The following is a 14,485-nucleotide window of genomic DNA, read 5'->3' on the forward strand; positions in this document are numbered from 1 at the left end:
TCGCGAAGCCGTCTGACCCGACCCCCGTGAATGCGTTTGTCCGTGGGCTGAAAAGCCCCTGGAGGGGAGCGGCTTGCTGGAAAAAGAAGAAGTGGAACTCCCGCTCGGCACAACCGCGTCGGGAACAGAGGGCTCACAAGGCCATTTCAATAATGTCTGGATCAAGTCGGAACTAACCATGCTGATGAATCTTCCCGGTTGCACCCTCAAACCACTGGCCCTCGCGGTCCGGCGTCATCCACGTGCCCTGCTCTGCGCATTGGCCATGGGCATGAGCGGTGCCCAGGCGGCAGACGCCGTCGATGCGGACACCAGCGGCTCGGCCGTGTCCACCAGTGCAGCGGTTGTGCCTGCCACGACCCAGCTGCAACGCGTCGAAGTCACCGGTTCGGCGATCCGCCGGGTCGATGCCGAAACCGCCGTGCCGATTACCATCCTGCGCGCCGACGACCTGAAGAAACAGGGCGTGACCACTACGCAGGAAATGGTCCAGCGCATCACCGGCAGCCAGTCGATCAACAACAGCGCAGGCTCGGTCGGAGCCGGAACAGGAGGCGCCTCCTTCGCCGACATGCGCGGCATCGGTGCGAACAAGACGCTGGTGCTGCTCAACGGCCGACGTCTGGCCAACAATGCGTTGTCCGGTGTGGGTACGCCCAACGGCAGCGCCATTGACCTGAACATGATCCCGTTCGCTGCGATCGACCGCGTGGAAGTGCTGCGTGACGGTGCCTCGGCGCTGTACGGCACCGACGCCATCGGCGGCGTGATCAACTTCATCACCAAAAAGTCCCTGACCGACGGCAGCCTGACCCTGGGCGGCGAGACGCCGACCGCCAGTGGCGGCGGTGCGACCAAGGACATGAGTGCCAGCTGGGGCTTCGGTGATCTGGAAGAAGACCGCTTTAACGTGATGGGCGTCTTCAACTACAACAAACAGCAAAATCTGGACGCCAATGATCGTTCGTTTGCCAAGGATTACGTACCGGGACGCGGTCTCAACCAGACCTCCGGGACGGCATATCCCGGCAATTATTTTCAGGGCGACAATTCGGCAAACCCGCTGGGCAGAAACTGCAGCGGTCCTAACCTGATCGCCAGCAACGGCATCTGCCGGTTCAGCACCCGCGAATACATCGACCTGATCCCGCAGACCGAGAAAACCTCATTCTTCGGCAAGGCCACCGGCAAGCTGGCCGACGATCACAACGTCAGCCTCGAATACTTCTGGGCCCGCAACAACAACCATACCGATATCGGGCCAGCGCCTCTCACCGGGCTGTCACTGGACTCGTCGTCACCCTTCTATCCCGGTAACGGTATCACTCCGGCCCCCACCGATTTCACCCTCGACCCGACGCAACCGGTCAGCACCGCCTGGCGAGAAACGGCAGCAGGCCCACGCGGATCAAGCGACCAAAATACCAGTCAGCGCTTTCTGCTGAATTTCGACGGTCTGGTGGGTGGCTGGGACTACAACGTTGGCGCGTCTTACAACCAGAACAAAGTGTTGTCATCACTCACCGATGGTTATATCAGCGATGCTGCAATGCTTAATGGTCTCGCCAACGGCACTCTCAATCCGTTTGGTCCGCAGACCGCTGCCGGTCAGGCGCTGATTGACGCCAATCAATACCATGGCCAGTACTCAAGCGCTGTGGGCCGGGTGGCCGGGCTGGATGCGCGCATCAGCCGGGAAATCGGTGACTGGTTCGGTGCAGGCCCTGCCGGCATTGCGCTAGGTGGCGAATACCGAAAAGAGAAAATGCATCAGGAGTACGAAGCGTTCGTCAACGACGTCAGCAGTCTGGGCGCAGATGCCGCAGGCAGCGTCGAAGGCGACAGGAGCGTCAAGGCGGAATACGCCGAACTGAATGTCCCCGTGCTGGACAGCCTTGAACTGACCGCCGCCGTTCGTCACGACAAATACAGCGACTTCGGCAGCACCACCAACCCGAAATACTCGTTCCGCTACCAGCCGTTCAAGCAACTGGTGGTCCGTGGTGCCTACAGCGAAGGCTTTCGAGCACCTTCGCTGTACGAACTGTACGCCCCGCGTAGCACGACCTTTACCCAAGGCTATTACAACGACCCGGTGCTGTGTGCCGGTGGTGTCGTCCAGCCTGGTGGTAACGCCGGTCGTGATTGCCAGCAGCAGTTCCTCAACAATGGCGGAGGCAACACCGAGCTGGCCCCGGAAAAAGCCCGCAACATGACCCTGGGCTTCGTCTATCAGCCGGTCAACAACCTGTCGATGGGCCTGGATTTCTGGTGGATTCACATTTCCAACCAGATCCAGGCGTTCCCCGAGTCGACCGTGTTCGATGACCCCAACACCTACGCCGACCGCTACGTGCGCGCTGCCGATGGTTCAATCGCCAACATCGTCACCGGCAACGCCAACCTGGGCATCGTCAAGACCAGCGGTGTCGACGTAACCCTCGACTATCGCTTTCCGAACACGCCTTACGGCCAGTTCGGTCTGGGCATGACCGGCACCTACGTCACCCGCTACGACTTCCAGAACATCATCGACGGCCCATACACCGACAAGGTCGGCGACTTCCAGGGCGACGGGGTGATTTCGCGCTGGAAACACGTGCTGACCGGTACCTGGGCACTGGGCGATACCCGCGCCTCCATCACCAACCGCTTCACCAGCGGCTACAACGACTACGACCGCACCACCAATGCGCGGGTCGCGTCGTATGCGCTGTGGGACATGTCGGTGGGTCATACCTTTGACAAGGTGCTGGATATCGATGCCGGAGTGCGCAATATGTTCGACCGCAACCCGCCGTTCTCCAACCAGGCCTACAACTTCCAGTCCGGCTACGACCCTCGCTACGCCGACCCGCTGGGCCGCACCCTGTTCGCCCGCGCGACTTACCACTTCTGAGTGTGACGACGTGGCCCATACACGCTCCGTGGGCCACGTCAGATTGCGAGCTCGCCCCCTCCGGCCCAGGTTCATCCGCCTTCCCCGGCCGGGGGCTTTTTCGCAGTGTTCCTTCATTCAGTGCGTACGAGGAAAGCCCCACCATGTCGCGTCTTAACCGTTTTCTGCGGCGCCTGCTTCTGGGTGTTGCGCTGTGCAGTGGCTGGCAGACAGTGCTGGCGACGCCGACCCACGCCTTGACCGTCTATGGCGAGGCGCCGAAATACCCTGCCGGCTTCCAGCACTTCGATTACGTCAACCCGAACGCCTCCAAGAGTGGTTCGCTGACCCGGTCGGCGGAAGAAATCGGCCAGTTCAATTACCTTAATCCCTACGTCGATCAGGGCATCAATGTGCGCGAGGTCGACAGCTGGGTGTACTCGCCACTGGCCTATCGCTCACTGGATGAGCCGTACACGGTGTATGGCCTGATCGCGGAAAAGATGGAGATGGACCCCGACGGTCTGTGGATTCGTTTTTTCCTCAACCCCAAGGCGCGTTTCGAGGACGGCAAGCCCGTCACCGCCGAAGACGTGCGCTACACCTTCGAGCTGATAACCACCAAGGGCAGCTTCAGCTATCGACCGATGTTCGCCGACGTCAAAGAGGTGACCATCGAAGGCCCGCTGCAGATTCGCTTCGACTTCAAGAACAACCTCAACCGCATGCTGGCGCTGGACATTGCCAGCCTGCACATCCTCCCCGAACACTGGTGGAGGACCCGCGACTTCGCCAACGGCGGCGGTTTCGAGCCGCCGCTGGGCAACGGGCCGTACCGGGTCACCAGGGTCGACGCCGGACGCAGCGTCACCTTCGAACGGGTCAAGGACTGGTGGGGCAAGGACCTGCCGGTCAGCCGTGGCCTGTACAACTTCGACACGCTCACCGTGAATTACTACGGCGACACCGAAATCGCTCGCCAGCTGCTGCAGGCCGGGACGTTCGACTACAACCGCGAGTTCTCCTCTTCCGGCTTCGTGGTCGGCTACAGCGGCCCGGCAATTGACGACGGGCGTCTGCAAAAGCGCATCCTCGCCCGGCAGCGTCCGGTCGCCGCGCAGGGCTTTGTGTTCAATCTGGACAAACCCATGTTCAAGGACCGCCGCGTCCGCGAGGCGCTGTCGTTGCTGTGGGATTTCGACTGGATTAATCGCCGGGTCATGCGCAATTTCTACGTGCGTGAACAAAGCTACTTCCCGAAAAGCGACATGGCCGCCACCGAGCTGCCGACCCCGGCCGAGCTGAAGATCCTCGAGCCCTTGCGCGGCCAGGTGCCGGACGAGGTGTTCAGCAAGGTCTACCAGCCACCGAAAACCGACGGCAGCGGTTACATCCGTGACAAGCAGTTGCAGGCCCTCAAGCTGCTGGCCGAGGCCGGCTGGCACCCGAAGGACAACAAGCTGGTCAACGCTGCGGGCGAGCCGATGGTGTTCAGTTTTCTCGATGGTCAGGGCGGCTTCGACCGGCTGATTCTGCCCTTCAAGCGCACGCTGGCGCAGATCGGCATCACCCTGGATTTCCTGCGCATCGATTCGGCGCAGTACATCAACCGGCTCAATGCGCGGGACTACGACATGATCGTGGTCAGCCTGCCGAAAAACGGTAATCCGATCATCTCCCCAGGCCGTGAGCTGTACAACCTGTATGGCTCGCAAAGCGCCACCGAAGTGGGCAGCTCCAACGCCATGGTGCTGCGCAATCCTGCGGTGGACACGCTGATCGACGGGCTGGTCAGCGCCAATACGCGCAACGACATGGTGCTCTACGCGCGGGCGCTGGATCGGGTCCTGCAATGGGGTTACTACATGATCCCCAACTACTACTCCAAGGGCACGCCGCTGGTGTTCGCCAACCGTTTCGGCATGCCCGACGTGGCACCGATCTATGACGTGGGCCTGGAAACCTGGTGGCAGATCAGCCCGACGCCGCTGACCAATGCTCAGGCCACTGCGCTGACCGGCAAGCCTGCCGCCGCCAAGGAGTACTGAGATGCTGGCTTATGTGATTCGACGCCTGCTGCTGATCATTCCCACGCTGCTGGCCATTCTGATCGTCAACTTCCTGATTGTGCAGGCCGCCCCCGGCGGACCGGTCGAGCAGGCCATTGCGCGCATTCAGGGCTTCAGCCCCAACGGCGTGGGCGGCGGCGGGGGCGAAGTGGCTGCCTCCGGCACCGCCAGCCGCAGCACCCGCGGGCTGGACCCGGCGCTGATCGAGCAGATCAAGCAACACTACGGTTTCGACAAGCCGATGCACGAACGGCTGTGGCTGATGCTCAAGAACTACGCGCAACTGGACTTCGGCACCAGCTTCTTCCGTGGCGCGCCGGTCACCGAACTGATCGCGCAAAAGCTTCCGGTGTCGCTGTCCCTCGGGCTCTGGGCGACGCTGATCACGTACCTGATTTCCATCCCGCTGGGCATTCGCAAGGCGGTGCGGCATGGCAGCGCGTTCGATGTCTGGAGCAGCACGCTGGTGATCATCGGTTACGCCACGCCCGCGTTTCTGTTCGCCATCCTGCTGATCGTGGTGTTCGCCGGGGGCAGTTACCTGAGCTGGTTTCCGGCGCAGGGGCTGTTCTCGGACAACTTCGACAGCCTGAGCACCTGGGGCAAGGTGAAGGACTACCTGTGGCACTTGGTGCTGCCGGTCAGTTCGCTGGTGATCGGCGGGTTCGCCACGCTGACCATCCTCACCAAGAACAGCTTTCTCAACGAGATCAGCCGCCAGTACGTGGTCACGGCGCGCGCCAAGGGCCTGACCGAGCATCGCGTGCTGTACGGCCATGTGTTTCGCAACGCCATGTTGCTGGTCATCGCCGGTATTCCACAGGCCTTGATCGAAGTGTTTTTCGCCGGCTCGTTGCTGATCGAAACCATCTTCGGCCTCGATGGTTTGGGGCGTATGAGTTACGAAGCGGCAGTGTCGCGGGATTACCCGATTGTGTTCGGCACGCTGTTTCTGTTCACGCTGTTCGGCCTGCTGATCAAGCTGATCGGTGACCTGTGTTACACGCTGGTCGACCCACGCATCGACTTTTCCGCGAGGAGCGCCTGATGTTCGAGTTCTCTCCCCAGACCCGGCGCCGCTTCGACCTGTTCAAGGCCAACCGTCGCGGTTGGTGGTCGCTGTGGATCTTCATCGGCCTGCTGCTGGTGTGCCTGTGCGGCGAACTGATCGCCAACGACAAGCCGCTGCTGATCCGCTACGACGGGCAGTTGTATTACCCGGTGTTGCACACCTACATGGAAACCGATTTCGGCGGCGAGCTGCCCTTCGAGCCGGACTATGCCAGCGACTACGTGCGCAAGCTGATCGCGGCAAAAAACGGCTGGATGCTGTTCGCGCCGATCCCGTTCAGCTACGACACCATCAACTACGACCTGGACGCGCCATCGCCCAGTCCGCCGGACCACATCAATTGGCTGGGCACCGACGAGCAGGCCCGTGATGTGCTGGCGCGTGTGCTGTTCGGCGCGCGGATTTCCATTCTGTTCGCGCTGCTGCTGACCGCGATCAGCACGGTGATCGGCGTGTGTGCCGGGGCGATTCAGGGTTACTACGGCGGCATGACCGACCTGATCGGCCAGCGCATTCAGGAGATCTGGTCGGGGCTGCCGGTGCTGTACCTGCTGATCATTCTGTCCGGCTTTGTGTCGCCGAGTTTCTGGTGGCTGCTGGGGATCATGGCGCTGTTCTCCTGGCTGTCGCTGGTGGACGTGGTGCGTGCCGAGTTCCTGCGCGGGCGCAACCTGGAATACGTCAAGGCCGCCCGCGCACTGGGCCTGACCGATGCCGCGCTGATGTGGCGGCACATCCTGCCCAACGCGATGACCAGCACCCTGACTTACCTGCCGTTCATCATCACCGGCGCCATCGCCACCCTCACTGCGCTGGATTTTCTCGGCTTCGGCATGCCGGCGGGCAGTGCGTCGCTGGGCGAGCTGATCGGCGAGGCCAAGCGCAATCTGCAAGCGCCCTGGCTGGGGCTGACGGCGTTCGTGGTGCTGGCCCTGATTCTTTCTCTGCTGGTGTTCATCGGCGAAGCCTGCCGCGACGCGTTCGATCCTCGGAGCTGACATGCACGACAACCTGATTGAAATTCGCGACCTGCGGGTCGCCTTCAACGGCCACGAAGTGGTGCATGGCGTCAGCCTCGACATCCGCCGTGGCGAGTGCCTGGCGCTGGTGGGCGAATCCGGCTCGGGCAAGTCGGTCACGGCGCATTCGATTCTGCGTCTGTTGCCGGCGAAAACCGTCAGCACCCAGGGCTCGATTCGTTACGACGGGCTGGATTTGGTGACTGCCAGCGACAAGCAGTTGCGCAGCCTGCGCGGCAACCGGGTGGCGATGATTTTTCAGGAACCCATGAGTTCGCTGAACCCGCTGCACACGGTCGAAAAACAGATCGGCGAAATCCTCGTGACCCACAAGGGCCTCAAGGGCAAGGCCGCGCTGAGCCGCACCCTGGAGCTGCTGGAACTGGTCGGCATTCGTAATCCGCTGTCACGTCTCAAGGCGTATCCGCATCAACTGTCGGGCGGGCAACGGCAGCGCATCATGATTGCCATGGCGTTGGCCAACGAGCCGGATCTGCTGATCGCCGACGAGCCGACCACCGCGCTGGATGTGACCGTGCAGGTGAAGATTCTGGAGTTGCTCAAGTCCCTGCAGCAGCGGCTGAACATGTCGCTGCTGCTGATCAGCCACGACCTCAATCTGGTGCGGCGCATCGCCCAGCGGGTCTGCGTGATGCGTGAGGGCGAGATCGTCGAGCAGGCCGATTGCCAGACCCTGTTCGACAGCCCGCAACACCCGTACAGCCGTCTGCTGATCAATGCCGAGCCGGATGGTGAACCGGTGCCGTCCACGCACAGCAACACGCTGCTGTCGGTGCAGGACCTGAAGGTCTGGTTCCCGCTGGGCAAGGCCTGGTTCAAGCGTGAGCCGCAGTACGTGAAAGCGGTGGACGGGGTGAGTTTCGAGCTGCTCAAGGGCAAGACCCTGGGCATTGTCGGCGAGTCGGGTTCGGGGAAATCGACCCTTGGCCAGGCGATTTTGCGCCTGGTCGATTCAGAGGGCAGCATCCGCTTCGGCACCAAGGAACTGAGCCTGCACAGCCAGCACCTGATGCGCCCGTTGCGCCGTCAGTTGCAGGTGGTGTTTCAGGACCCGTTCGGCAGCCTCAGCCCGCGCATGACCGTGGAGCAGATCATTGCCGAGGGCCTGGTGACGCACAACATCGGTACGCCGAAAGAGCGTGAACAGACGGTGATCCGCGTGTTGCAGGAAGTCGGCCTGGACCCGGCCACCCGGCATCGTTACCCGCACGAGTTTTCCGGCGGTCAGCGCCAGCGTGTTTCCATCGCACGGGCGCTGGTGCTTGAGCCGGACCTGATCCTGCTCGACGAGCCGACCTCGGCGCTCGACCGGACCGTGCAAAAGCAGATCGTCGCCCTGCTGCGCGACCTGCAAATCCGGCATGGCCTGACGTACCTGTTCATCAGCCATGACCTGGCGGTGGTTCACGCCCTGGCCCATGACCTGATCGTGATCAAGGACGGCAAGGTGGTTGAGCAGGGCCCGTCCCGCGAGATCTTCGCCGCACCGCAGCAGGCCTACACTCAGGAACTGCTGCGTTCGTCGGGGCTGGTGTTCGCCTGAGGCCTGAAAACTACGCGTGAAAGCTCTTGCCCAGCGCTTCCAGGCGAATGGCCAGGGGCGACAGGCTCTGGCTGCTAGTCGCCAGCACACCGATATTGGCGGCGGTGTGTTCGGCGATGGTCTGCACCGAAAGCAACTGATCGGCCATTTCCCGGCTGACGGCGGACTGCTGTTCGGTCGTCGTGGCAATCAGGCCGTTGAGCTGGGTGATATGGCCGATGCCTTCGCCGACGGCGCGCAGGGATTGCGAAGCGCGCTGGCTGTCCTCTACACAACGCCCGACGCCCTGCAGGCTGTCGTTCATGGCCGTAGCGGCCTGACGACTGCCTTTTTGCAGGTCTTCGATGATGGTCTGGATTTCCTTGGTCGAGGCTGCTGTGCGCTGCGCCAGGTTGCGCACCTCATCGGCCACCACCGCAAAGCCTCGGCCCTGCTCACCGGCGCGCGCGGCTTCGATTGCGGCGTTGAGGGCCAGCAGGTTGGTCTGCTCGGCAATGCTGCCGATCACGTCCAGCACCTTGCCGATCTGTTCTGACTGGTTGGCCAGAGCCTGCACGGTTTCATCGGTGGTCGTGATGCGCGCGGCAAGCTGGGTGATTTCGCTCTGCGCACGGTCGACACTGTCGCGCCCATGAGCGACCTGATCACTGGCGTCACCGGCCCGCTGCACGGCTTGCGCGACGTGGCTGGAGATATCGTTCATGGCATCGCCCATGCGCTGCATCGCGCCGGTCATGCGCGCGATTTCACTAAGCTGATGCTGTGCACCGGTTTCCAGCGTACCGCTGGCCTTGGCGAGGTCATGACCCAGCTCGCCAAGCCCGCGAGTGTCACGCACTACGCCATCGACCAGACCGGTGATCTGCGCCAGGAACTGCTCGAAACGCTGCGCCAGAGAGACATGTTTGCCCGACTGCTGGCTGGACTGGCTATCGGTAGAGAACTGGTTGGTGGTGGCCAGCATGCGATCGAGCATGTCCTGATTCTCGACCGCCTCGGCCTGATTCTGCACCGCCAGGTACACCAGAATCGCGCTTTCAACCACCACATACACCGCATGCACAAGCACCATGCTCCAGCCGAAGCCGTGGTGCATGACGTACACCGGGAAGCCGGAATGCTGCAGGGCATGAAAACCGATGTGGTGGAGGGCGATGGTGACGGCAGCGACCAGAATCGGCAGCCAGTCGCGGTAGAAGGTCAGCACAGCGAGGAGGACAAAGATGCCGAAATGTATCTCGACCTGCCCGTGGGTCTGATTGATGTGCAGCGCGGTCATGACCATCAGGCCTACACCGAAACAGCAACGCATCAATCGGGTGCCGCCGATGGCCCGATACAGCCCGGTCAGCACCACCGCGGTGCCACCACCGACGACGACGGCCTGGGTGAAGGTGTCGAACCAGAACGCCAACCCGAGCGCGTAGATGAACAACAGCCAGATCAGACCCAGCATGATCCGGTCGGCCTTGCGGTAATGGTCCAGGAAACGAGGGGCTACGGGCATCGAACACATCCTTTTGAAATCCATGGCGACAGGAGCTCCTGCCGGTTTTCAAATCTGCACGAGCAAAAGCCCGGCCAAAGTGCCGTCCGGATAGTAGCGCTATGCCAGAATTTCAGACATACCTATTCTTTGCCGGCACTCAGGGCTGCGTATGCGGTGCGGCGCAGATCTGTGACGCGGAGCGTCACGCAAGGCATTCCCACGCTGGAGCGTGAGGAACGATAGCCGGCAGGTAGATCGCGGAACGGGTGGCGCGTGAGGTGTCCGGGCGAACGCTATCGTGCCCATGCTCCGCGTGGGTATGCCGTTCTGGACGCTCCGCGTCCTCTCTTGGCTAGTGTTTCAATGGCGCAACAGTTTGCGCAGCGGGACGCCGTCTTTCATGACCGGGGATTTGATGACGATGTAGCTGAAGTACTTGGAGATGCCGATGTTCTTGTCCAGCAGCTCTTCGATCACTTCCTGATAATGCTGAATGCTGCGGGTCATGAAGCGCACCAGATAGTCGTAGCCGCCGCTGATCAGGTGGCATTCCAGCACTTCGTCGACGTGGCGGATATTGGCTTCGAATTTGGCGAAGTCTTCGCGCTTGTGGTCGCTGAGGGAGATTTCCGTGAACACGGTGACCGATTCGGTGATCTTGGCCAGATTAAGGTGCGCCTTGTAGCTGGAAATGTAACCTGCCGACTCCAGGCGTTTGACGCGTTGCAGGCAAGGGCTCGCGGAAAGTCCGACGGCATCGGCCAGGCTGACGTTGGTCATGCGCCCGTCTTTCTGGAGTTCTACCAAAATATTGATATCAATCCGATCCAGTTTGACCAAGCCTTCCATTACCTACCTCATGTATTGCCATTCACGGTGCCTACCTTCTAGCAAAATCAGCGCCGTAAAGACAGCTGATGCTGAGCGACCAGATCAGCCATGCTGTTGATACAGATATCCGCCGTGCAGGGCTGGCTGTGCTGTTCCCGACCACGCCGGATCAGGCACAACCCACCGCTCGCCAGCGCCGAGGCCGGGGGACGGGAGACAAACAGGGTTTCGCGCGGCTCCAGATCCATATCGGCAAGCCAGCCCGTGTCGCCCAGCGGGTGGGTGGTCAGTGACAGCAGGCTGTCGGGCTCCAGCCCCAGTCGCTCGCACAGCAGACCGCGATCCTGCAGGTCGCGGTCGGCGTACACCAGCAATCGATAGAACTTGCGCAGGTAGAGCATCGCACCGGGCGCATCTTCGAACAGCGTCCAGTTCGGCACGGAGCGGGCGAAGGTCATGCCCTCTTCCCAACTGGCCTTGATGCCCAGGCGTTCGGCCAGCTGGCGGTGCGCGAAGCACAGCAGGCCGCTGAAGCCCAGTTCGTCAAAGCGTGGGTACAAGGTGCGGACCACGTCATTGAATTCGATCAGCACCTGGTCTTTCGCCGGCGTGTTCAGGCTGTTGTCCAGCAACGGCTGCAACGCCGACCAGACCCCCGAATCACGGTCCACCAGCACTTCATCACAATCGATCAGCAGTGCGCGGTAATCAATAAGCCCCATGGCAGGCAACGTCTCCATTCAACAATGATTCCCGGCGCGGGTGATCGCAGCGTCTCGCGACAGCTGCGACCACGCTTGCGCTCAGCTGGACTTCAATACTCGTGCCAACGCCGCGTCGAGAATGCCCAGCGCTTCATCGATCTGCTGCTCGGTAGTCACCAACGGAGCCAGGAAGCGCAGGACGTTGCGGTACACGCCGCACTTGATCACCAGCAGGCCGCCAAGACGCGCCTGATCGATCACCTTCTGGTTGAGATCAGCGTCCGGACTGCGTGCCGCGTCATTCTTGACCATCTCCATGGCGAGCATGAAACCGGTGCCGCGCACGTCGCCAATGCAGGCGTAACGCTCCTTGAGCTTGAGCAGACCGGCGCGCAGGTGTTCGCCCAGCTGTTCGCCACGTGCCAGCAGGTTTTCCTGCTCATAGGTGTCGATCACTGCCAGTGCCGCGGCGCAGGACAGCGCATTACCGCCGTAGGTGCCGCCCAGGCCGCCCGGAAGCGGTGCGTCCATGATCTCGGCACGCCCGACCACGCCCGACAGCGGCATGCCGCCCGCGAGGCTCTTGGCCACGGTCACCAGATCAGGCTGGATGCCCGAATGCTCGAAACCGAACCATTTGCCGGTACGCCCGAAACCGGACTGGATTTCATCGGCAATCAGCACGATGCCGTGTTGTTCGGTCAGCGCACGCAGGGCCTTCATGAACTCGACTGGCGCAGTCAGGAAGCCGCCGTCGCCCTGCATCGGCTCGATCAGGATCGCCGCCACGCGCTCCGGGGCAACCTGGGTCGCCAGCAGTTCATGCAGCGCCGCCAGCGCGACTTCGCTGGTCACGCCGCGATACTCGTTCGGGTACGGGGTGTGGAACACCTCAGGCGCCATGGGGCCGAAATTCTGTTTGTACGGCTGGCTCATGCCGGTCAGCGTGGTGCCAAGCAGCGTACGGCCATGAAAGCCGCCACGGAACGAGATGATTGCCGGGCGATTGGTGTGGGCGCGGGCGATTTTCACCGCGTTTTCGACCGCTTCGGCGCCGGAGGTGAAAAGCACCGCCTTGTGATCGATGCCGCTCTGCCCCGCAATGAGATGGCTCAGGCGTTTGGCCAGATCCAGATAGGGCTGGTAGGACGCCACCTGAAAGCAGGCGTGGGTGACTTTGGTCAGTTGCGCCTGAATCGCCGCGACCACGTTCGGGTGGTTATGGCCGATGTTCAACACGCCGATACCGCCGACGAAATCCAGATAGCGTTTGCCATCGACGTCCCACAGTTCAGAACCCTGCGCGCGGTCGATGACCAGCGGGTGAGCCGTGACAATCCCGCGCGGCACGAATTGATCGCGCTGGCGGAGCAGATGAGGGGTTTCGTCGACTTTGCTGTTCATGGTTATACCTGTCGTGGGCCAGGCAGCCGGCGGGGTGGCTGCGATGCTGTTCAGGTTAAGCGTTCAGCGAAATGATCTACGCCGAACTTGCCCCCTCAGATGTCCATATCGACTGTTTTTCGCCTTGCAAACGGCAGATTCCTTCATGCCCGCACATCACCATGCAATCTGCCGGACAGCCGCGCTTTTCGGACATTGGAGCGGCCAGGAAGCAGGCGTTTCGACAGATCATGCTTTGCATTTGCGGCATGATGGGGCTCCCCTTTCATGCTCAGGAAACGCCCATGCCCGCCCTGCTCTACAAAGCCGATCCCGCACGTGCCGAACGCTGGCGCGTCCTGTTTGCCGAGCACGCGCCGGACATCGAGTGGCGGGTATGGCCGGACATCGGCGACCCGGCCGACATCCACTATCTGGGCGCCTGGCTGGCGCCCGATGATCTGCAGGAACTGCTGCCCAACCTCAAAGTGCTGTTCGCCCTGTCGGCGGGTGTGGACCAGTTGGACCTGAGCCGTATTCCAAAATCGCTGCCGGTGGTGCGTCTGCTGGACCCCGGCATCAGTCACGCGATGTGTGAGTACGCAACCTTTGCCGTGCTGAGCCTGCACCGGGAAATGCTGCGTTATCGGCAGCAGCAAGTTGAAGGCGTCTGGAAAGCCCACCCGCTGATACCGGCGAACCAACGGCGAGTCGGCGTGATGGGGCTGGGGTTGCAGGCGCAGCATATTCTGTCGAGCCTCAAACCGTTCGGTTTCGAGCTGTCGGGCTGGGCGCGCAGCGAGCATCGAATCGACGCTGTGCAGTGCTATGCCGGGGAAGAGCAACTGGACGCATTTCTAAGGCAGTGCGACATTTTGCTGTGTGTGCTGCCGCTGACCGGCCAGACCGAAGGCATCCTCAATCGCCGGCTTTTCGAGCAATTGCCCAAGGGCGCCGCGCTGATCAATATGGGCCGTGGCGGGCATCTGGTGGAAGCGGAGCTGATCGAATCGCTGGACAGCGGCCAGCTCAGCGCTGCAGTGCTGGATGTGCTGCAGCAGGAACCGGCAGCAGCCGACCATCCGTTCTGGACACACCCGAAGATCCTGCTGACCCCGCATGTGGCGGCCATGACCCAGCCGGAAAGCGCATTTCCTGGCCTGCTCGATAACATTCGCCGCTTTGAACGTGGTGAAGCGATGCAAGGACAGGTGGATCGCGGCCAGGGTTATTAACTGACGATCGCCCCCACGCTCGCACCCCGCGTCATACACAAGTCTGCTTTTGATTCTGGCCGGAGGCCGTAGGAGCGAACCGGGCGACGCTTCGCTTGTTCGCGAAAGCTGCCTCAACTGCCACGCCTGGCAATCGACCTCAACGGCATGGTGCGCGCTTCGCGCTTTGATCCTCGAAAACGGGCGTTTTATGTCCGGAAGCCAGGTTGTGTGAACGTCAGTCTTCGCGAACAAGTTCGCT

The 14,485-nt window shown here is 61.8% G+C and carries 10 protein-coding genes; 6 read left to right on the forward strand and 4 right to left on the reverse strand.

Annotated elements, in window-relative coordinates; genetic code table 11:
• Window positions 1-73: 73 nt before the first annotated feature.
• From QRN50_RS03400 to QRN50_RS03420, 5 genes are all read left to right on the forward strand, one after another.
• Window positions 74-2,899, forward strand: coding sequence for a TonB-dependent receptor (locus QRN50_RS03400; RefSeq protein WP_032657517.1), 2,826 nt, complete (start codon window positions 74-76; stop codon window positions 2,897-2,899).
• A gap of 143 nt (window positions 2,900-3,042) precedes the next feature.
• Complete coding sequence (locus QRN50_RS03405) at window positions 3,043-4,926, forward strand: extracellular solute-binding protein (RefSeq protein WP_096126903.1); 1,884 nt, start codon at window positions 3,043-3,045, stop codon at window positions 4,924-4,926.
• 1 nt (window position 4,927) lies between these two features.
• Window positions 4,928-5,995 (forward strand): microcin C ABC transporter permease YejB, encoded by a 1,068-nt coding sequence (locus QRN50_RS03410; RefSeq protein ID WP_003413943.1) that lies wholly within the window; start codon window positions 4,928-4,930, stop codon window positions 5,993-5,995.
• Window positions 5,995-7,017 carry an ABC transporter permease gene (locus QRN50_RS03415; protein WP_003437297.1) on the forward strand — a complete coding sequence of 341 codons (1,023 nt, stop codon included), beginning with the start codon at window positions 5,995-5,997 and terminating at the stop codon, window positions 7,015-7,017. The genes QRN50_RS03410 and QRN50_RS03415 overlap by 1 nt, the downstream gene beginning before the upstream one ends.
• A 1-nt stretch (window position 7,018) precedes the next feature.
• Window positions 7,019-8,602: an ABC transporter ATP-binding protein gene (locus tag QRN50_RS03420; RefSeq protein ID WP_024660864.1), complete on the forward strand. Its 1,584-nt coding sequence runs from the start codon at window positions 7,019-7,021 to the stop codon at window positions 8,600-8,602.
• A 10-nt stretch (window positions 8,603-8,612) separates the two neighbouring features.
• Here QRN50_RS03420 and QRN50_RS03425 read toward each other — a convergent pair whose 3' ends face one another.
• From QRN50_RS03425 to gabT, 4 genes are all read right to left on the reverse strand, one after another.
• Complete coding sequence (locus QRN50_RS03425; RefSeq protein ID WP_058398385.1) at window positions 8,613-10,109, reverse strand: methyl-accepting chemotaxis protein; 1,497 nt, start codon at window positions 10,107-10,109, stop codon at window positions 8,613-8,615.
• A 342-nt stretch (window positions 10,110-10,451) separates the two neighbouring features.
• Window positions 10,452-10,940 carry an Lrp/AsnC family transcriptional regulator gene (locus QRN50_RS03430; RefSeq protein ID WP_002555947.1) on the reverse strand — a complete coding sequence of 163 codons (489 nt, stop codon included), beginning with the start codon at window positions 10,938-10,940 and terminating at the stop codon, window positions 10,452-10,454.
• Between the two features lie 47 nt (window positions 10,941-10,987).
• On the reverse strand, window positions 10,988-11,644 hold the full coding sequence (locus QRN50_RS03435; protein ID WP_183147020.1) for an HAD family hydrolase: 657 nt from the start codon (window positions 11,642-11,644) through the stop codon (window positions 10,988-10,990).
• An 81-nt stretch (window positions 11,645-11,725) separates the two neighbouring features.
• Window positions 11,726-13,030, reverse strand: coding sequence for a 4-aminobutyrate--2-oxoglutarate transaminase (gabT, locus tag QRN50_RS03440; protein WP_024640406.1), 1,305 nt, complete (start codon window positions 13,028-13,030; stop codon window positions 11,726-11,728).
• 284 nt (window positions 13,031-13,314) lie between these two features.
• Between gabT and QRN50_RS03445 the strand changes: the two genes are divergently transcribed.
• Window positions 13,315-14,244, forward strand: coding sequence for a 2-hydroxyacid dehydrogenase (locus tag QRN50_RS03445; protein WP_096126901.1), 930 nt, complete (start codon window positions 13,315-13,317; stop codon window positions 14,242-14,244).
• The last annotated feature ends 241 nt before the right edge of the window (window positions 14,245-14,485 follow it).

This window comes from Pseudomonas sp. MEJ108 (genome assembly GCF_030208985.1).
Taxonomy (GTDB): domain Bacteria; phylum Pseudomonadota; class Gammaproteobacteria; order Pseudomonadales; family Pseudomonadaceae; genus Aquipseudomonas; species Aquipseudomonas fragariae.